At 58.5% G+C, this 26,399-nt stretch carries 30 protein-coding genes and 1 tRNA gene; 22 read left to right on the top strand and 9 right to left on the bottom strand.

Features of this window, described 5'->3' with window-relative positions; genetic code table 11:
• Positions 1–35: 35 nt before the first annotated feature.
• A complete protein-coding gene (locus HYI44_RS11470; RefSeq protein WP_225569456.1) occupies positions 36–953 on the bottom strand; it encodes a putative 2-dehydropantoate 2-reductase in 918 nt (305 codons plus the stop codon).
• 133 nt (positions 954–1,086) lie between these two features.
• On the opposite strand from HYI44_RS11470, the gene HYI44_RS11465 reads away from it, so the two are divergent.
• Together HYI44_RS11465 and HYI44_RS11460 are read left to right on the top strand one after the other, a co-directional pair.
• On the top strand, positions 1,087–1,572 hold the full coding sequence (locus HYI44_RS11465) for a YajQ family cyclic di-GMP-binding protein (protein ID WP_007906601.1): 486 nt from the start codon (positions 1,087–1,089) through the stop codon (positions 1,570–1,572).
• Positions 1,573–1,590: 18 nt separating this feature from the next.
• Complete coding sequence (locus HYI44_RS11460) at positions 1,591–2,433, top strand: mechanosensitive ion channel family protein (protein ID WP_122840139.1); 843 nt, start codon at positions 1,591–1,593, stop codon at positions 2,431–2,433.
• A gap of 80 nt (positions 2,434–2,513) precedes the next feature.
• Here HYI44_RS11460 and HYI44_RS11455 read toward each other — a convergent pair whose 3' ends face one another.
• Positions 2,514–3,842: an OprD family porin gene (locus tag HYI44_RS11455; RefSeq protein WP_045058239.1), complete on the bottom strand. Its 1,329-nt coding sequence runs from the start codon at positions 3,840–3,842 to the stop codon at positions 2,514–2,516.
• An 884-nt stretch (positions 3,843–4,726) separates the two neighbouring features.
• On the opposite strand from HYI44_RS11455, the gene HYI44_RS11450 reads away from it, so the two are divergent.
• Complete coding sequence (locus HYI44_RS11450; RefSeq protein WP_225569455.1) at positions 4,727–5,152, top strand: HIT domain-containing protein; 426 nt, start codon at positions 4,727–4,729, stop codon at positions 5,150–5,152.
• Positions 5,153–5,155: 3 nt separating this feature from the next.
• Positions 5,156–5,362, top strand: a complete 207-nt coding sequence (locus HYI44_RS11445; RefSeq protein ID WP_122840142.1) for a SlyX family protein — start codon at positions 5,156–5,158, stop codon at positions 5,360–5,362.
• A 61-nt stretch (positions 5,363–5,423) separates the two neighbouring features.
• On the opposite strand, the gene HYI44_RS29380 is transcribed toward HYI44_RS11445, so the two are convergent.
• The gene (locus HYI44_RS29380) at positions 5,424–6,026 is read right to left on the bottom strand and encodes a cold-shock protein (RefSeq protein WP_122840143.1); all 603 of its coding nucleotides are present in this window, start codon (positions 6,024–6,026) and stop codon (positions 5,424–5,426) included.
• Between the two features lie 309 nt (positions 6,027–6,335).
• On the opposite strand from HYI44_RS29380, the gene HYI44_RS11435 reads away from it, so the two are divergent.
• The 17 genes from HYI44_RS11435 (at position 6,336) to HYI44_RS11355 (ending at position 19,802) form a co-directional block, all read left to right on the top strand.
• Positions 6,336–6,806, top strand: a complete 471-nt coding sequence (locus HYI44_RS11435) for a Dps family protein (protein ID WP_045058235.1) — start codon at positions 6,336–6,338, stop codon at positions 6,804–6,806.
• A gap of 373 nt (positions 6,807–7,179) precedes the next feature.
• A complete protein-coding gene (locus tag HYI44_RS11430) occupies positions 7,180–7,401 on the top strand; it encodes an FmdB family zinc ribbon protein (RefSeq protein WP_122840144.1) in 222 nt (73 codons plus the stop codon).
• 108 nt (positions 7,402–7,509) lie between these two features.
• On the top strand, positions 7,510–9,285 hold the full coding sequence (gene aspS / locus HYI44_RS11425) for an aspartate--tRNA ligase (protein WP_122840145.1): 1,776 nt from the start codon (positions 7,510–7,512) through the stop codon (positions 9,283–9,285).
• Positions 9,286–9,404: 119 nt separating this feature from the next.
• Positions 9,405–10,151 (top strand): YebC/PmpR family DNA-binding transcriptional regulator, encoded by a 747-nt coding sequence (locus HYI44_RS11420; protein ID WP_225569454.1) that lies wholly within the window; start codon positions 9,405–9,407, stop codon positions 10,149–10,151.
• Positions 10,152–10,316: 165 nt separating this feature from the next.
• Positions 10,317–10,841: a crossover junction endodeoxyribonuclease RuvC gene (gene ruvC / locus HYI44_RS11415; protein WP_045058231.1), complete on the top strand. Its 525-nt coding sequence runs from the start codon at positions 10,317–10,319 to the stop codon at positions 10,839–10,841.
• A gap of 114 nt (positions 10,842–10,955) precedes the next feature.
• Positions 10,956–11,570 (top strand): Holliday junction branch migration protein RuvA, encoded by a 615-nt coding sequence (gene ruvA, locus HYI44_RS11410; protein ID WP_225569453.1) that lies wholly within the window; start codon positions 10,956–10,958, stop codon positions 11,568–11,570.
• Positions 11,571–12,632, top strand: coding sequence for a Holliday junction branch migration DNA helicase RuvB (ruvB, locus tag HYI44_RS11405; RefSeq protein WP_122840148.1), 1,062 nt, complete (start codon positions 11,571–11,573; stop codon positions 12,630–12,632).
• 126 nt (positions 12,633–12,758) lie between these two features.
• Positions 12,759–13,226 carry a tol-pal system-associated acyl-CoA thioesterase gene (gene ybgC / locus HYI44_RS11400; RefSeq protein WP_122840149.1) on the top strand — a complete coding sequence of 156 codons (468 nt, stop codon included), beginning with the start codon at positions 12,759–12,761 and terminating at the stop codon, positions 13,224–13,226.
• Positions 13,216–13,911: a protein TolQ gene (gene tolQ / locus HYI44_RS11395; protein WP_017340467.1), complete on the top strand. Its 696-nt coding sequence runs from the start codon at positions 13,216–13,218 to the stop codon at positions 13,909–13,911. Before ybgC ends, tolQ begins: the two co-directional genes overlap by 11 nt.
• Positions 13,912–13,934: 23 nt before the next feature.
• Entirely contained in the window at positions 13,935–14,387 is a 453-nt protein-coding gene (tolR, locus tag HYI44_RS11390) for a protein TolR (RefSeq protein WP_163019479.1), read from the top strand.
• Positions 14,387–15,466, top strand: coding sequence for a cell envelope integrity protein TolA (gene tolA / locus HYI44_RS11385; RefSeq protein WP_122840150.1), 1,080 nt, complete (start codon positions 14,387–14,389; stop codon positions 15,464–15,466). Before tolR ends, tolA begins: the two co-directional genes overlap by 1 nt.
• A gap of 17 nt (positions 15,467–15,483) precedes the next feature.
• Positions 15,484–16,764 carry a Tol-Pal system beta propeller repeat protein TolB gene (tolB, locus tag HYI44_RS11380; protein ID WP_209012670.1) on the top strand — a complete coding sequence of 427 codons (1,281 nt, stop codon included), beginning with the start codon at positions 15,484–15,486 and terminating at the stop codon, positions 16,762–16,764.
• Between the two features lie 52 nt (positions 16,765–16,816).
• Complete coding sequence (gene pal, locus HYI44_RS11375) at positions 16,817–17,317, top strand: peptidoglycan-associated lipoprotein Pal (RefSeq protein ID WP_045058224.1); 501 nt, start codon at positions 16,817–16,819, stop codon at positions 17,315–17,317.
• A gap of 6 nt (positions 17,318–17,323) precedes the next feature.
• Complete coding sequence (gene ybgF, locus HYI44_RS11370) at positions 17,324–18,154, top strand: tol-pal system protein YbgF (protein WP_225569452.1); 831 nt, start codon at positions 17,324–17,326, stop codon at positions 18,152–18,154.
• 167 nt (positions 18,155–18,321) lie between these two features.
• The gene (gene queE / locus HYI44_RS11365; RefSeq protein WP_122840153.1) at positions 18,322–18,969 is read left to right on the top strand and encodes a 7-carboxy-7-deazaguanine synthase QueE; all 648 of its coding nucleotides are present in this window, start codon (positions 18,322–18,324) and stop codon (positions 18,967–18,969) included.
• Position 18,970: 1 nt separating this feature from the next.
• Positions 18,971–19,663, top strand: a complete 693-nt coding sequence (queC, locus tag HYI44_RS11360; RefSeq protein ID WP_122840154.1) for a 7-cyano-7-deazaguanine synthase QueC — start codon at positions 18,971–18,973, stop codon at positions 19,661–19,663.
• Between the two features lie 63 nt (positions 19,664–19,726).
• A tRNA-Lys gene (locus tag HYI44_RS11355) sits at positions 19,727–19,802 on the top strand.
• Positions 19,803–20,046: 244 nt separating this feature from the next.
• Here HYI44_RS11355 and HYI44_RS11350 read toward each other — a convergent pair.
• Both HYI44_RS11350 and HYI44_RS11345 read right to left on the bottom strand, forming a co-directional pair.
• Complete coding sequence (locus HYI44_RS11350; protein ID WP_225569451.1) at positions 20,047–21,018, bottom strand: phosphotransferase family protein; 972 nt, start codon at positions 21,016–21,018, stop codon at positions 20,047–20,049.
• Positions 21,019–21,030: 12 nt separating this feature from the next.
• The gene (locus HYI44_RS11345; protein WP_225569450.1) at positions 21,031–21,297 is read right to left on the bottom strand and encodes a hypothetical protein; all 267 of its coding nucleotides are present in this window, start codon (positions 21,295–21,297) and stop codon (positions 21,031–21,033) included.
• A 146-nt stretch (positions 21,298–21,443) separates the two neighbouring features.
• On the opposite strand from HYI44_RS11345, the gene nadA reads away from it, so the two are divergent.
• Positions 21,444–22,502 carry a quinolinate synthase NadA gene (gene nadA / locus HYI44_RS11340; RefSeq protein ID WP_122840156.1) on the top strand — a complete coding sequence of 353 codons (1,059 nt, stop codon included), beginning with the start codon at positions 21,444–21,446 and terminating at the stop codon, positions 22,500–22,502.
• A 92-nt stretch (positions 22,503–22,594) separates the two neighbouring features.
• Here nadA and HYI44_RS11335 read toward each other — a convergent pair whose 3' ends face one another.
• The 4 genes from HYI44_RS11335 to HYI44_RS11320 form a co-directional block, all read right to left on the bottom strand.
• Entirely contained in the window at positions 22,595–23,083 is a 489-nt protein-coding gene (locus tag HYI44_RS11335) for an RDD family protein (RefSeq protein WP_045058218.1), read from the bottom strand.
• A gap of 96 nt (positions 23,084–23,179) precedes the next feature.
• A complete protein-coding gene (locus tag HYI44_RS11330; protein ID WP_003175786.1) occupies positions 23,180–23,392 on the bottom strand; it encodes a cold-shock protein in 213 nt (70 codons plus the stop codon).
• Between the two features lie 392 nt (positions 23,393–23,784).
• Positions 23,785–24,909 carry a glycine cleavage system aminomethyltransferase GcvT gene (gene gcvT, locus HYI44_RS11325; RefSeq protein WP_225569449.1) on the bottom strand — a complete coding sequence of 375 codons (1,125 nt, stop codon included), beginning with the start codon at positions 24,907–24,909 and terminating at the stop codon, positions 23,785–23,787.
• 42 nt (positions 24,910–24,951) lie between these two features.
• Positions 24,952–26,328 carry an L-serine ammonia-lyase gene (locus HYI44_RS11320; RefSeq protein ID WP_122840159.1) on the bottom strand — a complete coding sequence of 459 codons (1,377 nt, stop codon included), beginning with the start codon at positions 26,326–26,328 and terminating at the stop codon, positions 24,952–24,954.
• Between the last annotated feature and the right edge of the window lie 71 nt (positions 26,329–26,399).

The following is a 26,399-nucleotide window of genomic DNA, read 5'->3' as shown; positions in this document are numbered from 1 at the left end:
GCTGCAAAGGAACAAGTGGCCAGCGTAGCCGCTGCTTAGTCGCTGGGCAATCCAAGGCTGTGCAGATGGGCGATCAGGCGCGACTCGAGCTGCTCCAGGTGTGGCAGGTGCAGCGAGTGCCGGCGCGCGGCTTTACAGGCGTAACCCAGCAGGTAGCTGATCTCGGTGCGCCGCTGGCTGTCGACATCCTGGTACATGGACGAGTAATTCGCCGCAGTGGCGTGGATCACGCGCTCTACTTCCTGCTGCAAATCCTCGGCCGCAGCCGGCTGGCCGCAGCGTTGGAGCAGCTCGCTCAGTTCACCGCAGAGTGTGGCGACTTCGCAATGATGCGCTTCAAGCCCGCCATTGCGGCACTGGTACAGGACGGTGAGCGGATTGATCGCACAGTTGAGCGCCAGTTTGCGCCACAGCCGGGTCAGGATGTCGGTGCTCCATTCATGGGGAATGCCGGCGGCCGTCAGATCATCCAGCCAGATCGGCGGCACCGGGTGGCTGGCGTCCCCCAGCCAGGTATAGCCGTGGCCGGCGAAGACCACTCGCCAGTCGCCGTCGCGAAACGCCCCTTCGGTGCTTGAAGCGTATAGGCAGCGAGCGTGGGGAACCCGTGCGGCAACGGCGTCCTGGCTGCCCAACCCATTTTGCAGCAGGATCAACTCGGCGTCGGGTGCCAGGCGCGGCGCCAGTTGGGCCACGGCGCTCTCGGCGTCATAGGCCTTGCAGGCGACCAGCAGGCGCCTGATTGGCTCGGCGCTGTCCGGTGTCTGCGCCGGGATCGGGTAGCTGCGCGCCTCGCCATGTTCGACCAGGGTCAGCGCGCCTTGCGCCTCGTAGGCCTGCAGTCGCGCCTGATCTCGCACAATCAGCGTGACCGGCACCCCGGCCCGAGCCAGACGAGTGGCCCATAGGGTGCCGAGGCTGCCCGCACCGAGGATGTGCCAGGTGGTCGACATCAGCTTTTTGCTCTGTTTATGACGCGCATCGGAGGCTCGCAGTGAATGATCGGAAAGACCCGTTATAATCAGCGCGGATTTTAACCGCAAGCCAGGCGTGCTCCATGGGCACCCCTTTTACTGGAGAGATTACATGCCGTCGTTCGACGTGGTATCCGAACTGGACAAACACGAAGTCACCAACGCGGTCGAAAACGCCGTCAAGGAACTCGATCGCCGCTATGACCTGAAAGGCAAGGGCACCTTCGAATTCAAGGAAAAAGACCTGACCGTCAACCTGACCGCAGAAGCCGATTTTCAGCTTGAAGCCATGATTGAGATCCTCAAGCTGGCACTGGTCAAGCGCAAAATCGATGTGCAGTGCCTTGAGGTCAAGGACGCCTATGCATCGGGCAAGCTGATGAAGCAGGAAGCCGTACTGAAGGAAGGCATCGACAAGGAGCTGGCGAAGAAGATCGTCGCCCACGTCAAGGATGCCAAGCTCAAGGTGCAGGCCGCCATTCAGGGTGAGCAAGTGCGCATTACCGGCAAAAAGCGCGACGATCTGCAGGAGGCCATCGCCGCACTACGCGCCAAAACCTTCGACATGCCGCTGCAGTTCAACAACTTCCGCGATTGATTTCGAAGGAGAGCAACAATGGATTTGAATGCTGAAGTGGACAACCTGGTCAGGGCGTCCCAAGCCTGGATTCCAATGATCATGGAATACGGCAGCCGCGTGCTGCTCGCCATCATTACCCTGGCCATCGGCTGGTGGCTGATCAACAAGGTCACGCAGAAACTCGGCGGCCTGCTGGCACTGCGTAACGCCGACCTGGCGTTGCAGGGCTTCATCAGCAGCCTGGCGAACATCATCCTGAAAGTGTTGCTGATCGTCAGCGTCGCGTCGATGATTGGCGTGGAAACCACCTCCTTTGTCGCGGCGATCGGTGCGGCAGGCCTGGCCATCGGCCTGGCATTGCAGGGCAGCCTGGCGAACTTTGCCGGCGGGGTGTTGATTTTGCTGTTCCGTCCGTTCCGGATCGGTGACTGGATTGAAGCGCAGGGTGTTTCGGGTACCGTGGACAGTATCCAGATTTTCCATACTGTGCTGCGTACCGGTGATAACAAGACCATCATCGTGCCCAATGGCAACTTGTCCAACGGCATCATTACCAACACCAACCGTCAGCCAACCCGCAAAGTTGTGTTCGATGTGGGCGTGGATTACGAAGCGGACTTGCAAAAAGCCCGTGAAGTGTTGCTCGACCTGGCCAAGGACGAACGCGTATTGGCGGAGCCGGCGCCACAAGCGGTCATTTCCACCCTGGGCGACAGTTCGATTACTGTTTCCCTGCGCGTTTGGGTCAAGACTGCTGATTACTGGGACGTGATGTTCATGTTCAACGAGCAATCCCGGGATCGTCTTAAAACCGCTGGTATCGATATTCCGTTTCCGCAACGGGTGATTCGAGTGGTTCAGGAAGGGGCCGTGCAGTAACAGGCATAAGCTGCAAACAATAAAAAAGGCCCATCCGAAGATGGGCCTTTTTTTATTTAGAGCTAACTAACAGCTTTCGATTACAAGATCGACAGCGGGTAGTCAACGATCAGGCGGAACTCGTCGATGCTGCCTTCGCCTTGGTCAGCGTTGGCGCGGTGCCATGCTTGACGAATGCGGAACGACAGGTCTTTAGCCGGGCCGTTTTGTACTACGTACTTGGCTTCAACGTTGGTTTCGTGGTGTTTGCCATCTTCGCCGTACAGGCCAGCGTAAGCGCCATTCACCGGAGCGTTGGAGCCGTCGATGTCCCAACCTTTCACGTAACGGGTCATGAAGCTCAGACCAGGAACGCCGTACTCGGCCATTTTCAGGTCGTAGCGTACTTGGGCCGACTTCTCGCCAGGACCGTTGAAGTCAGAGTACTGGATGGAGTTGGCGAGGAAGATCGAGTCGCCGCCACGGTTGTTTTTACCCACGCCGACGTAGTCGAACGGGGTGTCGCCGTTGATTTTCTGGAAGCCAACGGTCAGGGTGTGCGCTTTCAAGAACGAGAAAGCAGCTGCCAGGGAGAACGCGGTGTTGCTGATGTCGCCTGCTTCAGCGCTACCGGAATCGTCTGTGCGGTAGATGTTACCGTCCAGGTTCACCGACTGATCGCCACCCATAGGGATGGTGTAGTTGGCGTTGGCGTAGTACTGGTTCCAGATGTCTTCGAGCTGAGCGCCGTACAGCGATACGCTGAAGTTTTCGTTGATGCCGTATTTGGCACCACCGTAGTTGATGGTGTCAGCTTCGACGCCAGCGTAGTTGGCCCACAGACCGCCGTCACGGCCGTTTTTGTCCTGGCTGGTCGCCGAGTAGAAGTGACCGGCTTCGAGGTCAAGGTCTTTGATCTCGCTGCTTTGCAGTTGGAAACCGCTGGCAGTTTGCGGAAGGATACGGGAACCGCCAACAGCAAATACTGGTGCGGTGCTAGGCTGCATGTCGCCCGCTTTCAGTTCGGTCTTGGAGATGCGAACTTTAAGTGCAGCGCCTGCTTTGCCCTGGCTGTCATTGTTTTCGCCAGCAGCGTTGGTGCTCAGGTTACCCGAACCCGAGTACTTGTCGGAACCGTCCAGTTTGATGGCGAGGTAACCGAAAGCGTCAATACCAACACCCACGGTGCCCTGGGTGTAGCCAGAGTTGAATACACCGTGGAAACCCTGGGTCCAGTCTTTGTCATCGACTGCGCCGTCTTTCTTGTTACGGTTGAAGTAGTAGTTGCGGAGCAGCACGTTGAAAGTGCTGTCTTCAACAAAACCTTTGGCTTCGGCCTGGTCGCCTACGAAAGGTGCGGCCGTAGCCATTTGAGTGCTGGCTGCTGCTGCAACTGCCAGTGCGATCATGCTCCACTTCATCACGCGCATCGTGATTTGCTCCTTTGGTTTTAGAAGAGTACTGCCGTCCCACCTGTTTTATTATCTGGGCGGCTCTTTCTTTTTGTGTCGGCGCAAACTTATATCACGCCGACCATGTTGGCGATACTTGCGCATCTAACCTTTCAGCATCTTTACGACCCTGTCGCAAACAGCTGGGTAGATGTCGCAAATTTACAGCCCCAATGCAAGAGGACTGACAACTTGTTCGTTGTTTTCCAGGGCCTGAGCATCGGTAAAAAGAGTCCCTGGTGAAACGAGTGAATCTCCATCGGGCTACCTTGCCACTGTTTTTATTGGCCTGGTGGCTTCCACTTCCAGCGGAGGCGCAAAAGGCGATGTGGGTGTGAATGCAACAAGTGTGCTCAAAACGGAAAACTGTCTGTTTTTTTTCTGCAATATCGCCAAAAGCCGTAAAGGCCTCATAAAACCGGGGGGTTCGTGCCCCGAGGTTGGAGCTTGACGCCAGGATCGGCATCGTGTTTCACCTTTCTGGCTGTCAGCGCGACAAGTCAAAATGTTACCGGTTCACCCCGCAAGTGAGTAAAAGGCGGATCCCCGACCCATCAGCGTAGACGCAGTGTGCGGTTTTGGTGCAAAAAATTTGCAGCACTGTGCTCAATTCACACAGCGCGGCCATGATGCGGTTTGGAACCTCGCCTTGATAATCAGTCACTTCAGCGCTTTCGCCCTCCTGGTTGGTGCTGAAATGGTGCATCTTGCACAGAAAAGGCCCATCTCGGAGCGTGCTGCCTGCCGTCGTCGATGGTCGTGAAGCGAGCGACGTTCGCAGGTATGCTGCTCATCTGTCGCCTGGTGAAGCGTCGTTGAAGATGTGGCCAGGTTGTAAATGATCATCTGCTGGAGTGCGCACTGTGTTTGCCTTGGATTCACGACTTCAACAAGACACCCTGCCGATAGGGGATTTCCCGCTCTGTCGACTGCTCTTGTCCAACGATTCGAATTACCCCTGGTTCATCCTGGTGCCACGCCGCGAGGATATCAGCGAGATATTTCAGTTGGATGTCGCTGATCAGCTGCAGCTGTGGCAGGAGACTACAACGTTGGCGCAGACGCTGAAGGACTCGTTCGATGCCGACAAGCTGAACATTGCAGCGCTGGGTAATGTGGTCAGCCAGTTGCACATGCATGTCATCGTGCGCAAACGCGATGACGCTGCCTGGCCGGCCCCGGTCTGGGGCAAACATCCGGCAATGCCGTACAGTGCCGAGCAGGTGGCAGCTATCCGCGAACGGCTGCAGCGGGTGTTAACTGAAGGCTTCACGTTTCTGGAGGGTTGAATCATGAGTCTTGAGGAACGCATCAATGACCTGGAAAGCCGCCTGGCATTTCAGGATGACACCATTAATACACTCAACGATGTGCTGGTGGCGCAGCAGGCCGTCGTCGAGCGGCTGCAGCTGCAGATGGCGGCCCTGATTCGACGTCAGGAGGAAATGGTCGGGCAGTTCGAGTCTTCCGAAGAAGAAGCCCCGCCGCCCCATTACTAAAGGGTGGGCATAAAAAAACCGCGAACAGCCGGGCTGTTCGCGGTTTTTTTTCAGCCGGGAATCAGCGGCGCGGCAGAGCCGCGATCACGTCTTCGGCCTGCAGGCCCTTGTCGCGATTCATCACGGAGAACTCCACGCGCTGGCCTTCGACCAGGACGCGGTGACCTTCGCCACGAATGGCCCGGAAATGCACAAAGATATCATCGCCGGAGTCACGGGAAATAAAGCCAAAACCCTTGGAAGTGTTGAACCACTTGACGGTGCCGGTATCGCGGTTGGTCATATCGTAGCTGGGCGAAGCGGCGGCCGGTGAAGATTTGTAGAAGCTGATCGCCAGGTGCAGGAGGACGGCAATGACGGCAGCAGCCAGGCTGAACAGCACGTTGGGTTGACCGGAGACAAACGCAATCTCCGCAAGAAGCGTCAGCGTCTGCAATACGACAGCCAGGACCAGCAAGGCGCTGACCAGGTTCTGCAGTTGATGACGCGGGCCTTTGTTCCAGTAGGGAATGACAGGCGCGAGGGTAAGGTTGAGCAGGCCGAAAAAGGCCAGGTACAGTGCATCGGGTTGTTGCAGGTAAGGAACAGCTTCGGATCGCAGGCTAGGGATGAAGGACAGCAGCAAGGCTGCTGCGCCCATTAGCAGGTGGACGATTTTCAACATTTTGATTAACTCACGTTAAGACGGATCACAAGGAAGAGCTGACGGAGCACGGTTCGCTTCAGAACAATAAGAGGCGTTGGGCACGTACCCGAAGTCAGCCTATGCGCAGCGTCCGGAAAAATAGACGCTGGCGACACACTGCCTATTTAACAGCAAAGCTTGTGGCTACTCAAATCAGGGAGTCCAGCGGCGTCATGCGGGCAATTTGTCGCACAGGGACTGGCCATCCAGTGCTGCGGTGTGGCGACAGCCTTGCTAGAGTGGTCCCTGCACCTGTTGGATGGAATCAATCACCTTTAGGGGAACCGCATGGCAATTGATATTGGTATCAGTGAAGAAGACCGCAAGTCCATCGTTGACGGACTGTCGCGCCTGCTGTCGGACACTTATGTGCTTTATCTGAAAACCCACAACTTCCATTGGAACGTCACGGGGCCGATGTTTCGGACCCTGCACCTGATGTTCGAAGAGCAATACAACGAGTTGGCCCTGGCCGTGGATTCGATCGCCGAGCGCATTCGCGCCCTCGGGTTTCCGGCACCGGGTGCCTATTCCATCTATGCGCGCCTGTCTTCCATAAAGGAAGAAGAGGGTGTGCCGAATGCCGAGGACATGATCCGCCAACTGGTTGCCGGTCAGGAAGCCGTCACCCGCACCGCGCGCGGTATCTTCCCACTGCTCGACAAGGTCAGTGACGAACCGACTGCCGACCTGCTGACCCAGCGCATGCAGGTTCACGAAAAAACCGCGTGGATGCTGCGTTCCTTGCTGGATCAATAAGGCGCATGCGCACGGCTGGCATCCTTGGGTGTCACCCGTGCGTAGTCCGGCACCCTTCACCTCGAACGATTTTGCACCGGGCGTTGCAGGAAACCGTCCAGAGCAGGACCGTCATCCATGATCTCCCTGCAGTTGCAGCAAAATCCTGCGAGGGTGGTTAAAAAGCCATCTGGATATCCCGTTTTTCCTGCGCTTGCACAGGCACGGGCTTGCTCGTCGAGCGCCCCGTTGACCGGGGCGGCAGGGCGAAAGTTGCAGAGTGTCGGTCTGTGCAGTCTTACGGCTGCACTGGCTGCATTTAATGGATATAATCCCGCTCTTTGCCGCAAAACCCCGGGTCTGCGGTAGCAATCTGATCGCCGAGACAACCCCCATGCCGATGTACGACTATCAATGTGCTTCCTGTGGTCATCAGTTGGAAGCCATTCAAAAGATCAGCGCTGCGGCGCTGGTCGACTGCCCTGCGTGCCAGGCACCAGAGCTGAAGAAGATGCTGTCCATGCCGGGCTTCCGCCTCAGCGGCACCGGCTGGTACGAAACCGATTTCAAGACCGGCTCCAAGAAGAACCTGGCCGGCGGCGACAAAGCTGACTAGATTCCAGGTCCGAGTTGAACGACACGTGCGAGCTCCTGCATCATCCAGCTCCTGAGATGGGCAAGACCTCCTACCGAATTTCGAATTACGAGAAGTGAAACCATTACCATGATGCGCAGCCATTATTGCGGCCAACTGAACGAAAGCCTGGACGGCCAGGAAATTACCCTTTGCGGATGGGTCCACCGTCGCCGTGACCACGGTGGGGTGATTTTCCTCGATATCCGTGATCGTGACGGTCTGGCCCAAGTGGTGTTCGACCCGGACCGCGCTGAAACCTTCGCCGTCGCCGACCGTGTGCGCAGCGAATATGTGGTCAAGGTCACCGGCAAGGTGCGCCTGCGTCCGGCCGGTGCCACCAACGCCAACATGGCGTCGGGCATGATCGAAGTGCTGGGCTACGAACTTGAAGTGCTGAACGAGTCGGAAACTCCGCCGTTCCCGCTGAACGAGTTCTCCGACGTTGGCGAAGAAACCCGCCTGCGTTATCGCTTCCTCGACCTGCGTCGCCCGGAAATGCTCGAGAAGCTGCGTCTGCGTTCGCGCATGACCACCAGCATCCGTCGCTTCCTGGACGAGAACGGCTTCCTCGACGTCGAGACGCCGATTCTGACCCGCGCCACGCCTGAAGGTGCGCGAGACTACCTGGTGCCGAGCCGCACCCACGCCGGTTCGTTCTTCGCCTTGCCGCAATCGCCACAGCTGTTCAAGCAATTGCTGATGGTTGCCGGCTTCGACCGTTACTACCAGATCGCCAAATGCTTCCGTGACGAAGACCTGCGGGCTGACCGCCAGCCGGAATTCACCCAGATCGACATCGAGACCAGCTTCCTCGATGAAAAAGAGATCATGGGCATCACCGAGCAGATGATCCGCAACCTGTTCAAGGAAGTGCTGGATCTGGAGTTCGGCGACTTCCCGCACATGACCTTCGAAGAGGCCATGCGTCGTTACGGTTCCGACAAGCCGGACCTGCGTAACCCGCTGGAACTGGTTGACGTTGCCGACCAGCTCAAGGAAGTCGACTTCAAGGTGTTCAGCGGCCCGGCCAATGACCCGAAAAGCCGTATCGCCGCTTTGCGCGTACCGGGCGGGGCGAGCATGCCGCGCAGCAAGATCGACGACTACACCAAGTTCGTCGGCATCTACGGTGCCAAGGGCCTGGCGTACATCAAGGTCAACGAGCGCGCCAAAGGCGTCGAAGGCCTGCAGTCGCCTATCGTCAAGAACATCCCTGAGGCCAACCTCAATGTGATCCTCGATCGCGTTGGCGCGGTCGACGGCGACATCGTGTTCTTCGGTGCCGACAAAGCCAAGATCGTCAGCGAAGCCCTGGGCGCGCTGCGGATCAAGGTCGGCAACGACCTGAACCTGCTGACCTGCGAGTGGGCGCCGATGTGGGTCGTCGACTTCCCGATGTTCGAAGAGAACGACGACGGCAGCTTCAGTGCCTTGCATCACCCGTTCACCGCGCCCAAGTGCACGCCACAAGAGCTCGAAGCCAGCCCGGCGACCGCTCTGTCCCGCGCCTACGACATGGTCCTCAACGGCACCGAACTGGGTGGCGGTTCGATCCGTATCCACCGCAAGGAAATGCAGCAGACGGTCTTCCGCCTGCTCGGCATCGACGAAGCGGAACAGGAAGAGAAATTCGGCTTCCTGCTTGACGCCCTGAAGTACGGCGCACCGCCCCACGGTGGCCTGGCCTTCGGCCTGGACCGCCTGGTCATGCTGATGACCGGCGCCCAGTCGATCCGTGAAGTGATTGCATTCCCGAAAACCCAGAGCGCGGCCGATGTCATGACTCAGGCTCCGGGTGCAGTCGATGCCAAGGCCTTGCGCGAATTGCACATTCGTCTGCGCGAAACGCCAAAAGCCGAGTAAAGCGGGTCGTCAAGGCGCATCCTTATGGGGTGCGCCTTTTCTTTAGGTCGAGATTTTTGGTTGCTGGCTGGCGCCGTTCGCGTGGCGGGCAACGTTTCAAAGTGAATTCGGAGCGAGTTATGGCGGGTCATTCCAAGTGGGCGAACATCAAGCACCGCAAAGAACGTCAGGATGCCAAGAAAGGCAAGATCTTCACCAAGTGGATCCGTGAGCTGACGGTTGCTGCCCGCCAGGGCGGCGCTGACCCGGGTTCCAACCCGCGCTTGCGCCTGGCGCTGGACAAGGCCCTGGGCGCGAACATGAGTCGCGACATCATCGATCGCGCCGTAGCGCGCGGCGCGGGTGCTGCCGATACCGACGACATGGTCGAACTGACCTACGAAGGTTATGGCCCAGGTGGCGTGGCAGTGATGGTCGAGTGCATGACCGACAACCGCAATCGCACCGCCGCCGCTGTTCGCCATGCGTTCAGCAAGTGCGGGGGCAACCTGGGCACCGATGGCTCGGTGGCCTACCTGTTCGAGCGCAAGGGCCAGATCTCCTTTGCGCCGGGCGTCGATGAAGACTCGTTGATCGAAGCGGCGATGGAAGCCGACGCTGATGACGTGGTCACCAACGAAGACGGTTCAATTGACGTGTTCACCTCGTTCGCAGGGTTCTACTCCGTACGCAACGCGCTGGAAGCGGCCGGCTTCAAAGGTGATGACGCAGAAATCGTGATGTTGCCAACCACCAGTGCCGAGCTGGACCTGGAGGGTGCCGAGAAGGTGCTCAAGCTGCTCGACATGCTGGAAGACCTGGATGACGTGCAGAACGTCTATTCCAACGCGGACATCCCGGAATCGGTTGCCGCACAGCTGGGTTGATGTCCATACAAAAGATCGCTGTCTTTGCAAAGCCCTACGCTAAACCTGTAGGAGCTGCCGAAGGCTGCGATCTTTTGACTTTAAGATCGAAAATCAAAAGATCGCAGCCTTCGGCCGCTCCTACGGGGATATCCTGAGGTACCGCGATCTCCTTGCGCAGGCGTTATGACTCTAATTCTTGGTATCGACCCCGGTTCGCGCATTACCGGGTACGGCGTGGTATCTGATACCGGGCGCGGCTGCGTCTACGTGGCCTCGGGCTGCATTCGCACCGGCTCCGGTGAATTGCACGAGCGCCTGCAAATCGTCTATCGCGGCGTGCGCGAAGTCATCCAGACGTACGGCCCGATCACCATGGGCATCGAAAAAGTGTTCATGGCACGTAACGCCGACTCAGCCTTGAAGCTGGGTCAGGCCCGCGGTGCAGCGATCGTTGCCGGTGCCGAGGAAAACCTGGAGATCGCCGAATACACCGCGACCCAGGTCAAGCAGGCCGTCACCGGTACTGGCGCGGCAAACAAGGAACAGGTGCAAATGATGGTGATGCACATGCTCAAACTGACCAGCAAGCCGCAAATCGATGCGTCGGATGCCCTGGCCATTGCAATTTGCCATGCTCACACCCGCTCCAGCCTGCTGCCCCATGGTCTGGGAACGGCACGCAGTCGTGGCGGGCGCCTGCGTCTCTGATAGCATCAGCACATCTTTTCCAGGACCAGGGGTCCTGCGCCTGTGTTGCCGGCGTGAAGCCCTCGGCCTGTCAGTCGCCAGCCCTGTACTGGCCAACGCTCAAGGATCTGAAACGTGATTGGACGCTTGCGCGGCACACTGGCTGAGAAACAGCCGCCGCACCTGATTCTGGATGTAAATGGACTGGGGTATGAGTTGGAAGTACCCATGACCACGTTGTATCGCCTGCCGTCGGTCGGCGAACCGCTGACGCTGCACACCCATTTGGTCGTACGTGAAGACGCGCAGTTACTCTATGGCTTCGCCGGCAAGCGTGAGCGAGACTTTTTTCGTGAGTTGATCCGTCTCAATGGTGTGGGGCCAAAACTGGCGCTGGCCTTGATGTCGAGCCTGGAAGTCGACGAACTGGTGCGCTGCGTGCAGTCCCAGGACACCTCGGCGTTGACCAAGGTGCCGGGCGTGGGCAAGAAGACTGCCGAGCGCCTGCTGGTTGAGCTCAAGGATCGCTTCAAGGCTTGGGAAACGGTGCCGGCGATGTTTGCCCTGGTACCGAACCAGCCAGGTGGCCCGGATGTGGCTCCGGTGGCCAGTGCCGAAACTGACGCGGTGAGCGCGCTGATTTCCCTGGGCTATAAACCTCAGGAGGCCAGCAAGGCGATTTCTGCGATCAAGGAGAAAGGTTTGAGCAGTGAAGACCTGATACGTCGTGCCCTTAAGGGAATGATCTAAGTGATTGAAGCGGATCGTCTGATTACAGCTGCACCCGGCCCACGGGACCGTGAAGAGGTCCAGGACCGGGCTATCCGTCCGGTCAGCCTGGCCGATTACATTGGCCAGCCGACCGTCCGCGAGCAGATGGAGCTGTTCATCCAGGCCGCTCGCGGACGCAATGAATCCCTGGACCACACGTTGATTTTTGGTCCTCCGGGTCTGGGTAAAACCACCCTGGCCAACATCATCGCCCAGGAAATGGGGGTTTCGATCAAGAGCACGTCGGGCCCCGTGCTCGAGCGTCCGGGCGACCTGGCCGCGCTGTTGACCAATCTTGAGCCCCACGATGTGCTGTTCATCGACGAAATCCATCGCCTGTCGCCGATTGTCGAAGAAGTGCTGTACCCCGCCATGGAAGATTTCCAGCTGGACATCATGATTGGCGAAGGCCCGGCCGCGCGCTCGATCAAGCTCGACCTGCCGCCATTTACCCTGGTGGGCGCCACGACGCGAGCCGGCATGCTGACCAATCCGTTGCGTGACCGCTTTGGTATCGTGCAGCGCCTGGAGTTCTACAACACGGCGGACCTGGCAACGATTGTCGGTCGTTCGGCGAACATCCTCGGCCTGCCGCTCGACCCGGAAGGCGCCTTCGAAATCGCCCGCCGTGCCCGGGGTACGCCGCGGATCGCCAACCGCCTGTTGCGGCGGGTGCGCGACTTTGCCGAAGTTCGCGCCAAGGGGCACATCACCAAGCCAATCGCCGACCTGGCCTTGAACCTGCTGGATGTCGACGAGCGTGGCTTCGACCATCAAGACCGGCGCCTGCTGCTGACCATGATCGAGAAGTTCGACGGCGGCCCGGTGGGTGTCGACAGCCTGGCTGCAGCTATCAGTGAAGAGCGGCATACCATCGAGGATGTCCTGGAGCCGTACCTGATCCAGCAGGGCTACATCATGCGCACACCCCGGGGGCGGGTGGTGACCCGGCATGCCTACCTGCACTTCGGTTTAAACATCCCGTCACGATTGGGTGAGATGCCCGTGGTAGACGAATCCCTCGATGCAGTTGACGATTAATCACGTTGCGGGCTGATCAATTCCGGGTTTGTGCTGTCTGAGGACGGTGCTTTCGCGATAAAGCCGCAGAACAATGAAAAACAGTTGCCTGGCCGGATTGGCAACCTGAGGAGTAAGCACTAGAGTATGCGCGCGCAAAACGGGCTTGGGCCTTTCGCACATCGTTGTCGCGTTTATTACGAAGACACCGATGCGGGTGGCATCGTGTATTACGTTAATTACCTCAAGTTTATGGAACGGGCTCGAACCGAGCGGCTCCGGGAGCTGGGCTTTGCCCAATCCCAGCTGGCAGGGGAGGACCTGTTATTCGTCGTGCATTCCAGCGAAGCGCGTTACCACGCGCCGGCGCGACTGGATGACGAACTGCTGGTAAGCGCTGAAGTAAGCGAATTGAACCGTGCCAGCCTGCGTTTCAAGCAGCAGGTCAGGCGGGCAACGGATAATGCGCTGCTCTGCGAAGGGCAGTTTCTGGTGGCCTGTGTGCGCACTGAAAGTTTAAAACCCCGGGCCATTCCCGAAGCTCTACGTGCGGCCTTTGCCGACGTGAGCGGCGCGGGTACTCACTCAAAGCAGGAGATAAAGCGTGGAAGCTAACGTCGTCGACCATTCCTCCATGTGGAGCCTGGTCAGCAATGCCAGTATTGTGGTGCAACTGGTAATGCTGATCCTGGTAGCCGCATCGGTCACCTCATGGATCATGATCTTTCAGCGCAGCAATCTGCTGCGCGCCGGTCGACGTGCCCTGGAGAGCTTCGAGGAGCGCTTCTGGTCGGGTATCGACCTGTCCAAACTCTATCGTCAGGCCGGCAGCAACCCTGATCCGGATTCGGGCGTCGAGCAAATCTTCCGCGCCGGCTTCAAGGAGTTTTCCCGTCTGCGCCAGCAGCCAGGGGTTGATCCTGAAGCGGTCATGGAAGGTGTGGCCCGGGCCATGCGCGTCGCTATTTCCCGCGAAGAAGAAAAGCTCGAGCAGAGCCTGCCGTTCCTCGCGACCGTAGGTTCCGTGAGCCCGTATATCGGCCTGTTCGGTACGGTCTGGGGCATCATGAACTCCTTCCGTGGCCTGGCCACTGCGCAGCAAGCAACCCTGGCCACCGTGGCTCCGGGTATCGCCGAAGCCCTGATCGCCACCGCGATCGGCCTGTTCGCCGCGATTCCAGCTGTCATCGCCTACAACCGGTTTGCTGCCCGCAGCGAAACGCTGATCAGCCGCTACTACACCTTCGCCGATGAATTCCAGGCGATCCTGCACCGCAAAGTGCACACCAGCGAAGAATAAGCAGGTAATTTCCAATGGCTTTAATCGCTCGAGCTCGCAAAAAGCGCAAGCCGGTCGCCGAGATGAACGTAGTGCCCTACATCGACGTGATGCTGGTGCTGCTGGTCATCTTCATGGTGACCGCGCCGATGCTCAATCAGGGCGTGAAAGTTGATCTGCCCAAGGTTTCCAGCGAAGCCTTGCCGCAGGACAACAATACGCAGGTCCTGACCATTTCGATCAAGGCTGACAAGACCTACTACTGGAACCTTGGCAGCGAAGTCGATACCCAGAAACAGCAGGACAAGGCCATGACCTTGCCGCAGATGACCGACGCGGTGACCAAGATCATTCGCGCCGGCACCGAAGGCGGCAAGCAGACCCAGGTCTTCATTCGAGGCGACAAGACCGTCGATTATGGATCGGTCATGGGTGCCATGGGCGGTCTCCAGAAAGCCGGGGTCGGTAATGTTGGCTTGATTACCGAGGCGCCCTGATGCAGCAACAACGAGAGCCGACAGCCTCGGAAAGCTACTTCTGGCCTAGCGTCTGGGCAATTGGCTTGCACGTGCTGGTGTTCGGCATGTTGTTTGTCAGTTTTGCCATGACCCCGGAGCTGCCGCCGGCCAGGCCGATCGTCCAGGCGACCCTGTACCAGCTGAAATCGAAAAGTCAGGCGACCACCCAGACCAATCAGAAGATTGCGGGTGAGGCGAAGAAATCCGCCGCGCGCCAGACCGAAGTCGAGCAGATGGAGCAGAAGAAGATCGAGCAGGAAGCCATCAAGGCTGCGGAACAAAAGAAGGAAGATACGGCTCAAAAAGCCGAAGAATCCAAGAAGGCCGACGAGACCAAGAAAGCGGAAGAGGCGAAAAAGGCGGATGAAGCCAAGAAAGCCGACGAAGCCAAAAAGACCGCGGAAGCCAAAAAGGCTGAAGAGAAACAATTGGCTGATATAGCCAAGAAGAAATCTGAAGAAGAAGCCAAGAAGGCAGCTGAAGAAGAGGCCAAGAAAGCCGCCGCTGAAGAAGCCAAGAAAAAGATCGTCGAAGACGCGAAGAAGAAAGCCGCAGAAGACGCCAAGAAGAAATCTGACGCTGAGGAGGCGAAAAAGAAAGTCGCCGAAGACGCGAAGAAGAAAGCTGCTGCCGATGCTGCGAAGAAGAAATCGCAGGAAGCGGCACGTAAATCCGCCGAAGACAAAAAGGCCCAGGCCTTGGCAGATCTGCTTTCCGACACGCCGCAACGTCAGCAGGCCTTGGCGGACGAGCAGGGTGACGAAGTCGCTGGCAGTTTCGATGACCTGATTCGTGCACGTGCAGCAGAAGGCTGGGCTCGTCCCCCTTCGGCACGCAAAGGCATGACGGTCGTGCTGCAAATCGGCATGTTGCCGGATGGAACAGTGACCTCGGTTACCGTCGGCAGATCAAGCGGAGATGGTCCGTTCGATGCTTCGGCAGTGGCGGCGGTCAAGAATATTGGACGTTTGACAGAAATGCAGGGAATGAAGCCGAGCGATTTTGCTCCGTATCGTTCATTCAAGATGACATTCACACCTGAGGATCTAGCCTTGTGAGAAACCTTCTTCGAGGAATGCTTGTCGCCATCTGCTGCCTGGCAGGGATGGCGGTAGCCGATGAGAAAAACATTCTGGTAACCAGCGGCAGCGATCGGGCTACCCCGATTGCCGTCGTTCCGTTCGCCAACCAGGGCGGCAGCGTGCTGCCGGACGATATGGCCGAGATCATCGGTAATGACCTGCGCAACTCGGGTTACTACTCGCCGATCCCGAAACAGAACATGATCAGCCAGCCAAGCCAGGCCAGCGAAATCATCTACCGTGACTTCAAGGCGCTGGGTGCCCAGTACGTCATGGTCGGCAGCATCGCTCCGGCGGGCGGTCGCCTGCAGGTGCAATACGCCTTGTTCAACGTCGCCACCGAGCAGCAAGTGCTGACCGGCAGCGTGTCGGGCAGCGTTGACCAGCTGCGTGACATGTCGCACTACATTGCTGACCAGTCGTTTGAAAAACTCACCGGTATCAAAGGTGCATTCTCGACTCGCCTGCTGTACGTGACTGCCGAGCGCTTTTCCGAGAAAAACACTCGCTACACCCTGCAACGTTCGGACTACGACGGTGCGCGTGCCGTTACCCTGCTGCAATCGCGCGAGCCGATCCTGTCGCCGCGTTTCGCACCGGATGGCAAGCGCATCGCTTATGTCTCGTTCGAGCAGAAGCGTCCGCGCATCTTCATGCAGAACATCGACACCGGTCGCCGTGAGCAAATCACCAACTTCGAAGGCCTCAATGGTGCACCAGCCTGGTCGCCGGACGGCAATCGCCTGGCGTTCGTGCTGTCCAAGGACGGCAACCCGGACATCTATGTGATGAACCTGGGCTCGCGCCAGATCACCCGCGTCACCAATGGTCCCGGCATCAACACCGAACCGTTCTGGGGTAAAGATGGTTCGACCATCTACTTCACCTCCGACCGTGGCGGCAAGCCGCAGATCTACAAAACCAGCGCAGGCGGCGGCGGTGCAGAGCGTGTGACCTTCATCGGTAACTACAACGCCAACCCTAAGTTGTCGGCTGACGAAAAGACCCTGGTCATGATTCATCGCCAGGAAGGCTTCACCAATTTCAAGGTGGCGGCCCAGGATTTGCAACGCGGTAGTGTAAAGATCCTCACTGATAGCACTCTGGACGAGTCGCCTACTGTTGCGCCCAACGGCACCATGGTAATCTACGCCACCCGCCAGCAGGGCCGGGGAGTCTTGATGCTCGTGTCCATTAATGGACGCGTAAGGCTCCCGCTTCCTACCGCACAAGGCGAAGTCAGAGAACCTTCCTGGTCCCCTTACCTGAACTGACGCGGCGCTTTACGTTTTACTTAACACACTGGGGTTCATTAGGAGTTTCACGATGGAAATGCTGAAGTTTGGTAAATTTGCTGCGCTGGCTCTGGCCATGGCTGTAGCTGTAGGTTGCTCGTCCAAAGGCGGCGACAATGCCGGTGAAGGCGCTGCTGTTGATCCAAACGCTGGTTACGGCGCTAACACTGGTGCAGTTGACGGCTCCCTGAGCGAAGAAGCTGCTCTGCGCGCGATCACCACTTTCTACTTCGAATACGACAGTTCGGACCTGAAGCCAGAAGCCATGCGCGCTCTGGACGTTCACGCCAAGGACCTGAAAGCTAACGGCGCTCGCGTTGTTCTGGAAGGTAACACCGACGAACGTGGTACTCGTGAGTACAACATGGCACTGGGCGAGCGTCGTGCGAAAGCCGTTCAGCGCTACCTGGTACTGCAAGGCGTTTCCCCAGCTCAGCTGGAACTGGTTTCCTACGGCGAAGAGCGTCCAGTTGCTACCGGCAACGACGAGCAGTCCTGGGCTCAAAACCGTCGCGTCGAACTGCGTAAGTAATTCGTCATGCGAACGTGCCGTCGTGCTGTAACTATTCTGGCTCTCAGCCTCGCACCGCTTGCGGTGTGGGCTGCGGTTCCTGTGGTCGATAACAACAACTCCGGCAATAGTGGAAGTAGTTATCCGCCCGCGGGTTACGGTACGAACGGCGCCTATGCCGGGGGAGGGGTTTCGGCCCCTGTCTCGGCACAGGGCGAGCTGTTCAACCAACTGCAATCCATGCAGGAGCAGATCTCGCGCCAACAAGGCATCATCGAAGTTCTGCAAAATGATGTAGCGCGCATGAAGCAGGAAAGCCTGGAGCGATACCAGGATCTTGATCGGCGCATTGGAACCGGCGTTGCACCAGCCGCAACTCCTGAGAATTCTTCCACCGGTGGCGATTTGAACGCCCCCGGTGCAGCAGCAGGTGCTGGAGCGGCTGCCGCTCAGGCACCGGCCGCGGGTACCGAGCCGGCTGACCCGGCGAAGGAAAAACTGTATTACGATGCAGCCTTCGACCTGATCAAAGCCAAGGATTTCGACAAGGCCAGCCAGGCTTTTGCCGCTTTCCTGCGCAAGTACCCCAACAGCCAGTACGCGGGCAATGCCCAATATTGGTTGGGCGAAGTGAACCTGGCCAAAGGCGACCTGCAAGGTGCCGGTCAGGCGTTTGCCAAGGTGTCCCAGCTGTACCCCAAGCACAACAAAGTGCCTGACTCGCTGTACAAGCTGGCAGATGTAGAGCGCCGCCTTGGTCATCCCGACAAGGTTAAAGGGATTCTGCAGCAGGTCGTGTCCCAATATCCGGGCACGTCCGCCGCGCAGTTGGCCCAGCGCGACTTGCAGAAAATGTAAGCTTGCCTGAACCGTTTTAAAGAAACCCGCACTTGCTGCGGGTTTTTTCGTTAGAATTCACGCCCTTTTTCTGAAACACCGCTTTTTGGGATTCGCGCGATGGCGGGGTTCCTTAAAGTGCCTGACGGAGGCGGACAGCCTGTTTAGCTGTTACGCCCGTGGCGACTATGCAAGACACATTGAGAATTACCGAAGTATTTTACTCGTTGCAGGGTGAAACGCGGACGGCCGGGCTGCCCACTGTTTTTGTGCGCCTGACCGGTTGTCCATTGCGTTGCCAGTACTGTGACAGCGCCTACGCCTTCACAGGCGGCACGGTTCGCCCGCTGGATGACATCATCGAACAAGTGGCCGGCTTTCGTCCGCGTTATGTGTGTGTCACCGGCGGCGAGCCCCTCGCCCAGCCCAACGCCATCCCATTGCTCAAGCGCCTGTGTGATGCCGGTTACGAAGTGTCACTGGAAACCAGTGGAGCTCTGGACATCTCGGCAGTCGATTCGCGGGTTAGTCGCGTCGTCGACCTGAAAACTCCGGGTTCGAAGGAAGCGCATCGCAATCGCTACGAAAACATCGAGCTGCTGACGCGCAACGATCAGGTGAAGTTTGTCATCTGTTCCCGGGAAGATTACGACTGGGCCGTGTCCAAGTTGATCCAGTACGGTCTGGATCGCCGCGCCGGTGAGGTCCTGTTTTCTCCCAGCCACCATGACCTGAACGCTCGGGACCTGGCGGATTGGGTCGTGGCGGACAACCTGCCAGTGCGCCTGCAACTGCAGCTGCATAAATATCTATGGAATGACGAGCCGGGGCGCTGAAATGACTGAACAACTGAACGCTGCAGAAAAACGTGCGGTCATCCTCCTGTCTGGTGGCCTGGACTCGGCCACTGTCGTGGCCATGGCACGAGCCGATGGCTACAGCTGCTACACCATGAGCTTCGACTACGGCCAGCGCTCCCATGCCGAGCTGCACGCTGCCGCACGCGTCGCCCGTGATCTTGGCGTGGTTGAGCATAAGGTCATCGGGTTGAACCTCAACGGCATGGGTGGCTCGGCATTGACCGACAGCAGTATCGATATTCCGGAGGAGGCCGGTGAAGGCATTCCGGTCACCTACGTTCCTGCACGCAATACCGTGTTCCTGTCCCTCGCGTTGGGCTGGGCCGAAGTGCTCGGAGCGCGTGACATCTTCATTGGCGTCAATGCCGTCGATTACTCCGGTTACCCGGATTGCCGTCCCGAGTTCATCGAATCCTTCGAGCGCATGGCCAACCTCGCCACCAAGGCAGGCGTGGAAGGTAACGGCTTCCGCATTCAGGCGCCCCTGCAGAATCTGAGCAAGGCGCAGATCGTCCAGGCTGGCGTCAAGCTGGGTGTCGATTACGGCCTGACGGTTTCCTGCTACCAGGCCGACGATCACGGCCGGGCGTGCGGCAAATGCGACAGCTGCCGACTCCGTGCAGAAGGCTTCGCGGCGGCCGGAATCAGTGACCCAACGCCTTATTTTTGATTTATTTCAAATTAGGTGTTGAATAGTCCTTAAAAATCAGTATTATACGCGCCACCACACAGCGGGTCGTTAGCTCAGTTGGTAGAGCAGTTGGCTTTTAACCAATTGGTCGTAGGTTCGAATCCCACACGACCCACCATTTTTGTAGCAGTTTAGAAAATCCGGAAGGCCCACGAAAGTGAGGATTTCCGGGTTTTTTTTTGCCTGGAATTTGGTCATTGCACCGCTTGGCACGGAGCCGGCCGACCGGAACGCTTTGAGTTGAACATCGGCTTGTTACCAGCTCGATGGCGAGATGGTCCTGTTCGATGATGGTGTTGAGGTACTGGACTTGGCGCACCACGATCAAATCGATGACGTTCATCGTATCGTGATAGCGCTGGTTACTTGAGCAGGGGGGCGAGATAGCCGCCGTCGACGTCGAGCAGGTCAGCGAGCAGGCGGCACGGTCGCCAGTCCTCGACACGCTCAGTAGCCGTCCAGATGTCAAGGTCACGGAGCTGGTCGAGAATCGCGGCGCCTTGGATAAGCGCACGACCATGAATCGGATCCATATGTCGAGCGGCGATCTCAACCGCAGCGTTGCCTGCCTCCGAATCAATACGATGGCCTTCTTCGGATACGCGGGCCTCGCATACCAACCGGCACAGGTCGATCTCGACCGGACCGAGCACGGCGAACTCAAAGTCCAGCAGGGCGACGACCTCTCCGTCCCATAAAGCATTCATCAGCGCGAGGTCGCCATGGTTGACGGTCTGTGCAACCAAGGGTGCAGCCCGGAAGTAACCCTCGATGATTCCATGGAGCCGCGACTGCTGTGCGCTGGACAGTCCCAGCTTGACTTTGGCGCGGTTAGCCGCCGCGGTGGCAGCTTCGAGCGAAGCCGGTACGAACCCCCCGTGAGATGCGACAAGCGTCCTCAGAGACGGGGTCGCGTCGTGCACGATCTGGGCCCGAGCCCAAATCTGGCGGACCGCAGCTTCCCGCTCCGCAGGCGTCAGCGTCGGCCACGCCTCCTGGAGGTTCTGGCCGCGAATCTGCGCGCTCACGATCCAGCCGTGGCCCTCGGTAGTACCCTCTCCAAGGATCTCTGGGTGCCCGACCTCTCGCGCAAGAGCCTGAACGAGCGCAACCTCGCGTGCCATATCGACGGGTGTATGCGCGATACGCACGGCGATGCCGTTACCGACCCACGTAGCGTTCGAGTACCCATTGGCTCGCTGCATTCGCGCGAGTTCGCCACCATGGTGAGCCGCCACCTTAGCGGCCAAGCTCCAAACAAGGGCTGTGCTGATCGGGTCACGATCCTGGTCGAGCGGATGAATATTTGTACTGGGTTCTTTCATTTTTTCCATCTTAGCCACGCCTCAGCAAAATATTGAATTGAATTGAATGATTGCTCCTACCCTTTTTCGCTCATCTGAGATCGGGTCTATGCCATTTCGCGTCGCCATTTCCAGCCTTGCAGAGCGAGCACCCTGGAAGTCGATCAGTAACCGATCGAAGTGACCCTGGACTGTTTCAACAGTTGAAAATCCGCAAGGCTCACGAGCGTGAGGACTTGCGGATTTTTTGTCTTCGATTTCAGCGGGCTCACGTTCGAGGCTGCAACGCATGGCGCAGGTCAGATTCATCTTTTGCATCCACGGGATATTCTGTAGCCTTGCCCAGCTTCAACGCTGTGCCTGATGACTACTCACTCTCCCGGCGGTACCCAATAGGGTCCGGAGCCGGGTGTATACTCGACTTTCGCGCGAAAGCGCCCGCAGGTCTTGCGATCATGACGCAAATTTCCGAACGCCTACTGGTTCAAGCTCACCTCGACGCCAAGCAGCCCAAGCCGCTGACAGTCGAAGAAGAGGCTTTTTACCGAGCTGCCATTGCTGCCGAGCTCAAAGCTCAGGACGCGGTGCTGGTTGCCCACTTCTATTGCGATCCGGTGATTCAGGCCCTGGCCGAAGAAACCGGTGGCTGTGTCTCCGACTCCCTTGAAATGGCGCGCTTTGGCAACGCCCACCCGGCCAAGACCGTGGTGGTCGCCGGCGTGAAGTTCATGGGCGAAACCGCGAAGATCCTCAACCCCGAAAAACGCGTATTGATGCCGACCCTGGAGGCGACCTGCTCGCTGGACCTGGGTTGCCCCGTGGACGAGTTCTCGGCGTTCTGTGACCAGCATCCTGAGCGCACCGTGGTGGTGTATGCCAATACCTCGGCAGCAGTCAAAGCCCGGGCTGACTGGGTGGTGACTTCAAGCTGCGCGCTGGAAATCGTCGAGAGCCTTATGGACAACGGCGAAACCATCATCTGGGGGCCGGACAAGCACCTGGGCACCTATATCCAGCGCAAGACCGGCGCCGACATGCTGCTGTGGGACGGTGCCTGCATCGTTCACGAGGAGTTCAAGTCCAAGCAGCTCGAGGACATGAAGGCCCTGTACCCCGATGCCGCCATTCTGGTGCACCCCGAGTCGCCGACTTCGGTCATCGAACTGGCGGACGCCGTAGGCTCCACCAGCCAGCTGATTGCTGCAGCGCAGAGCCTGCCGAACAAGACCCTGATCGTTGCTACCGACCGCGGCATCTTCTACAAGATGCAGCAGCTGTGCCCGGACAAGGTGTTCATCGAAGCCCCTACGGCGGGTAACGGCGCGGCGTGCCGCAGTTGCGCGCATTGTCCGTGGATGGCGATGAATACGCTTGAGCGCACGCTCAAGAGCCTTAAAGAAGGGACGAATGAGATCTTTGTTGATCCGGCGTTGATTCCGCAGGCGATTCGGCCGTTGAAGCGCATGCTCGATTTCACCCAGGCGGCGCGGATGAAGTTGGCTGGTAACGCTTAAAGCAAGACCAAGAGATCGCAGCATTCGGCAGCTCCTACAGGTGCTCACAAACCTTGTAGGAGCTGCCGACGGCTGCGATCTTTTTTATGCGCTTACCTCTGCTTCTTCGGGATTCGCACCAGCTGCGTCTCGGAATACATGTCATGCCAGCTGCGCTTCTGCTTGTCGAACAGCGACCAGATGAAACCCAGACCCACGCACAGCAGCGAGGCGATGGAGACCACAAAGCGCAGCAGCGCCTGCCACAGGCTGATGGATGAGCCGTCGGCGTTCTGCACCCGAATACCCCACACCTGCATGCCCAGGGTCTGACCCGACCAGGTCCAGAACTTGGCAAAAAACCCGAACAGCACGAACAGCAGCAGGGTTGAAAGCAGCGGATCACCGTCCAGTGCTCCCGCTTCAGTCAGCGTGCGCATCCGCTCCTCGCCGATGATTGCCATCTGGATCATCTTGTAGATTCCGCTGGTGACAATCAGCAACGCGGTGCATAGCAGGAAGTCATAGAACATCGCTGCCAGACGACGACCCAGGCCAGCGGCGGGAAAATCGCCCTGGGGCTTCAGCAGGTGTTTCGACATGGCAGGGGTCTCGGCGGGAAAAGAACTCATTTTACGGATTTGCGCGCACAAAAAAGCCCCTGATGTCAGCATCAGGGGCTTTTTCGTTACAGAAGATTAAGCTTCGGCCTGAACTTCGTCAGCCTGCATGCCTTTTTGGCCCTGCACAGCAACGAAGGTCACTTTCTGGCCTTCTTTCAGGCTCTTGAAGCCGTTGCCCTGAATAGCGCGGAAGTGCACGAACAGATCCGGACCGCTTTCTGGCGTGATAAAACCAAAACCTTTCTCGTCGTTAAACCACTTGACGGTACCGCTCTGACGTTGGGACATTTCTTATTTCCTTTGACGCAAAAATTAATGACAGCCTCTTTCTCATGAAAGAGTACTGGGGCTGGTTGCAGGAGAGTAAGAAGACGTCGAACGGGATGTAGCTAACTTGTAGGCTACTGCCCAGGTCACGATTCCAAGCGACCCATGCAAACACAGTGAACAAACTCTACGCCAACTGGCCAATAAAAAACAAGCCCCTGTGAGGGGCCCGGTTTGCTTGGCTCTGAAGCTGTTAGTGAAGGTGTTAGTGCAGGCTTATACGATAGCGCTGTTCAATTGTTTTCGACTGTTATAAGCACTGTTCATTATCGAACGGTTGCACTGTTTTATGGCGGCTGCGTTACAGATTAGTGCAGTGTTAGCGCAGCCACGTTGCTTATAGAAACAGTCAATCAGCCGCGATAGTAGCGTTGTGGAACAAATGGCATTTTGCTTACAAGCAAAGGCACCTTTTTCCCACGCACGATCGCCCAGACCGGCGTATCGAGCGCGACGTACGCCGAGTCGAGGTAACCCATGGCAAGAGGGGCGCCCAGGGTCGGTCCAAAACCGCCACTGCAGACGCTGCCGATGATCTCGCCCGCGTCGTTGACGATTTCCGCGCCTTCGCGCACCGGCGTGCGCTCTTGCGGCAGCAGGCCTACGCGTTTGCGGCTGACGCCGCCCTGTTGTTGCGCGAAGATGTTTTCGGCGCCCGGGAAACCGCCGGCCCGTGCGCCATCGGCACGGCGCGACTTGGAGATGGCCCACAGCAGGCTCGCCTCGATCGGGGTGGTCTCGGTGTTCATGTCGTGGCCATAGAGGCACAGGCCGGCTTCCAGGCGCAGGGAGTCGCGAGCCCCCAGACCGATCGCGGCCACTTCCGGCTCGGCCAACAGGGCGCGGGCCAAGGCTTCGGCATTCGCGGCCGGCACGGAGATCTCGAAACCGTCTTCGCCGGTGTAGCCCGAGCGGCTGACGAAACATTCCACGCCCAGCAGCTGGACGCGCGTGAACTGCATGAAGGTCATCTTGGCCACTTCAGGCGCCAGTCGCGCCAGGACGGTCACGGCGGCGGGGCCTTGCAAGGCCAGCAGCGCACGCTCTTCGAACAACGGCTCGATGGTGCACTGCTCGCTGATGTGCTTGCGCAGGTGCGCCAGGTCCTGGTCCTTGCAGGCGGCGTTGACCACCAGGAACAATTCGTCGTTACCCAGGTTGGCGACCATCAGGTCGTCGAGAATGCCACCGGCCTCGTTGGTGAACATCGCATAGCGCTGCATGCCCACCGGCAAGTCGATGATGTCTACCGGTACCAGGGTTTCCAGGGCCTCGGCTGCCTTGGCGCCGGTCAGGCGAATCTGGCCCATGTGCGAGACATCGAACAACCCGGCCTGGTCGCGGGTGTGCTGGTGTTCTTTCATCACGCCCAGCGGGTATTGCACCGGCATGTCGTAGCCGGCGAACGGCACCATGCGTGCGCCGAGTTCGATGTGCAGGGCGTGCAGGGGGGTAGTCAGCAATTGTTCGGTGGACATGTTTTGCTCCTGAAAAAATGTGCAGAGGCCAATGCGCGCGCATCAGCACTCGATAATGTTGACCGCCAGACCGCCGCGGGCGGTCTCCTTGTATTTGCTTTTCATGTCGGCGCCGGTCTGGCGCATGGTGCGGATAACCTTGTCGAGAGAGACGAAGTGCTGCCCGTCACCGCGCAGGGCCATGCGGACCGCATTGATGGCCTTGACCGAGCCCATCGCATTGCGCTCGATGCAAGGCACTTGCACCAGGCCGCCGATGGGGTCGCAGGTCAGGCCGAGGTTGTGTTCCATGCCGATTTCCGCCGCGTTTTCCACTTGCTGCACGCTGCCGCCGAGGACTTCGCACAAGGCTCCGGCCGCCATTGAGCAGGCCACTCCAACTTCGCCCTGGCAACCGACTTCGGCACCGGAGATCGAGGCGTTTTCCTTGTACAGAATGCCAATGGCCGCTGCGGTGAGCAGGAAGCGCACCACGCCGTCATCGTTCGCGCCAGGAATGAAGCGCATGTAGTAATGCAGCACCGCCGGGATAATCCCCGCCGCGCCGTTGGTGGGCGCCGTCACGACTCGTCCGCCGTTGGCGTTTTCTTCGTTGACCGCCAGGGCATACAGATTGACCCAGTCCAGTACCGAGAGCGGATCGCGCAAGGACGATTCGGGGTTTTTGCACAATTGCCGATGCAGCGCCGCAGCGCGACGCTTGACCTTCAAACCACCGGGCAGGATGCCTTCGTTGCGACAACCAGCGGCCACGCAATCCTGCATCACTTGCCAGATATTCAGCAGGCCGGCGCGGGTTTCGGCTTCAGGTCGCCAGGCACTTTCATTGGTCAGCATCACCTGGCTGATCGACAGGCCGTAGGTTGCGCAATGCCCCAGCAGGTCCTTGGCGCTCTTGAACGGGAACGTCAGTTTGGTGGCATCTTCGACAATGCGGTCGGCACCGGCTGCATCCTCATCGACCACAAACCCACCGCCTACCGAGTAGTACTCGCGGCTGCGGGTTTGCAAACCGGCCGCATCGAATGCACGAAAAATCATGCCGTTGGGGTGATACGGCAGCGGTTTGCGAATCATCGCCAGGTGTTCTTTCTCGTTGAACGCGATGCTGTGTTCACCCAGCACGTTCAAGCGACCGTTGCCGCGAATCTCTTGCAGGCGAGCAGCGACGGTTTCGGTGTTCACGGTGTCCGGGTGTTCGCCTTCCAGCCCGAGCAATACGGCCTTGTCGCTGCCGTGGCCTTTGCCGGTGGCGCCGAGTGAGCCGTAGAGCTCGACCTTGACGCAGGCGGTTGCAGCCAGCAGCCCTTCACGGCGCAAGCCTTCGGCGAAACGCGCGGCAGCGCGCATTGGGCCGACGGTGTGGGAACTGGAGGGACCGATGCCAATCTTGAACAGGTCGAACACGCTTAAAGCCATGGTTGTTCTCCGGTTTCTTGTTATGGGAATTGGCGGAATTTTTAACGGGACACGGTCCTGTGGGAGCTGGC

The organism is Pseudomonas sp. Y24-6, assembly GCF_020295325.1.
GTDB classification, from domain to species: domain Bacteria; phylum Pseudomonadota; class Gammaproteobacteria; order Pseudomonadales; family Pseudomonadaceae; genus Aquipseudomonas; species Aquipseudomonas gregormendelii.
This window is presented reverse-complemented; position numbering and strand designations above follow the sequence as displayed.

What these genes read in the sequence shown, in the direction of transcription:
- queC (WP_122840154.1), top strand. Translation starts at nt 18,971, where the DNA reads ATGACTGAACAACTGAACGCTGCAGAAAAACGTGCGGTCATCCTCCTG.
- HYI44_RS11320 (WP_122840159.1), bottom strand. Translation starts at nt 26,328, where the DNA reads ATGGCTTTAAGCGTGTTCGACCTGTTCAAGATTGGCATCGGTCCCTCC.
- aspS (WP_122840145.1), top strand. Translation starts at nt 7,510, where the DNA reads ATGATGCGCAGCCATTATTGCGGCCAACTGAACGAAAGCCTGGACGGC.
- queE (WP_122840153.1), top strand. Translation starts at nt 18,322, where the DNA reads ATGCAAGACACATTGAGAATTACCGAAGTATTTTACTCGTTGCAGGGT.
- HYI44_RS11420 (WP_225569454.1), top strand. Translation starts at nt 9,405, where the DNA reads ATGGCGGGTCATTCCAAGTGGGCGAACATCAAGCACCGCAAAGAACGT.
- HYI44_RS11455 (WP_045058239.1), bottom strand. Translation starts at nt 3,842, where the DNA reads ATGCGCGTGATGAAGTGGAGCATGATCGCACTGGCAGTTGCAGCAGCA.
- HYI44_RS11350 (WP_225569451.1), bottom strand. Translation starts at nt 21,018, where the DNA reads ATGGAAAAAATGAAAGAACCCAGTACAAATATTCATCCGCTCGACCAG.
- HYI44_RS11330 (WP_003175786.1), bottom strand. Translation starts at nt 23,392, where the DNA reads ATGTCCCAACGTCAGAGCGGTACCGTCAAGTGGTTTAACGACGAGAAA.
- gcvT (WP_225569449.1), bottom strand. Translation starts at nt 24,909, where the DNA reads ATGTCCACCGAACAATTGCTGACTACCCCCCTGCACGCCCTGCACATC.
- ruvC (WP_045058231.1), top strand. Translation starts at nt 10,317, where the DNA reads ATGACTCTAATTCTTGGTATCGACCCCGGTTCGCGCATTACCGGGTAC.
- nadA (WP_122840156.1), top strand. Translation starts at nt 21,444, where the DNA reads ATGACGCAAATTTCCGAACGCCTACTGGTTCAAGCTCACCTCGACGCC.
- HYI44_RS11465 (WP_007906601.1), top strand. Translation starts at nt 1,087, where the DNA reads ATGCCGTCGTTCGACGTGGTATCCGAACTGGACAAACACGAAGTCACC.
- HYI44_RS11345 (WP_225569450.1), bottom strand. Translation starts at nt 21,297, where the DNA reads ATGAATCTGACCTGCGCCATGCGTTGCAGCCTCGAACGTGAGCCCGCT.
- ybgC (WP_122840149.1), top strand. Translation starts at nt 12,759, where the DNA reads ATGCGCGCGCAAAACGGGCTTGGGCCTTTCGCACATCGTTGTCGCGTT.
- HYI44_RS11335 (WP_045058218.1), bottom strand. Translation starts at nt 23,083, where the DNA reads ATGTCGAAACACCTGCTGAAGCCCCAGGGCGATTTTCCCGCCGCTGGC.
- HYI44_RS29380 (WP_122840143.1), bottom strand. Translation starts at nt 6,026, where the DNA reads ATGTTGAAAATCGTCCACCTGCTAATGGGCGCAGCAGCCTTGCTGCTG.
- HYI44_RS11435 (WP_045058235.1), top strand. Translation starts at nt 6,336, where the DNA reads ATGGCAATTGATATTGGTATCAGTGAAGAAGACCGCAAGTCCATCGTT.
- HYI44_RS11430 (WP_122840144.1), top strand. Translation starts at nt 7,180, where the DNA reads ATGCCGATGTACGACTATCAATGTGCTTCCTGTGGTCATCAGTTGGAA.
- pal (WP_045058224.1), top strand. Translation starts at nt 16,817, where the DNA reads ATGGAAATGCTGAAGTTTGGTAAATTTGCTGCGCTGGCTCTGGCCATG.
- ybgF (WP_225569452.1), top strand. Translation starts at nt 17,324, where the DNA reads ATGCGAACGTGCCGTCGTGCTGTAACTATTCTGGCTCTCAGCCTCGCA.
- HYI44_RS11460 (WP_122840139.1), top strand. Translation starts at nt 1,591, where the DNA reads ATGGATTTGAATGCTGAAGTGGACAACCTGGTCAGGGCGTCCCAAGCC.
- tolA (WP_122840150.1), top strand. Translation starts at nt 14,387, where the DNA reads ATGCAGCAACAACGAGAGCCGACAGCCTCGGAAAGCTACTTCTGGCCT.
- tolB (WP_209012670.1), top strand. Translation starts at nt 15,484, where the DNA reads ATGCTTGTCGCCATCTGCTGCCTGGCAGGGATGGCGGTAGCCGATGAG.
- HYI44_RS11470 (WP_225569456.1), bottom strand. Translation starts at nt 953, where the DNA reads ATGTCGACCACCTGGCACATCCTCGGTGCGGGCAGCCTCGGCACCCTA.
- HYI44_RS11445 (WP_122840142.1), top strand. Translation starts at nt 5,156, where the DNA reads ATGAGTCTTGAGGAACGCATCAATGACCTGGAAAGCCGCCTGGCATTT.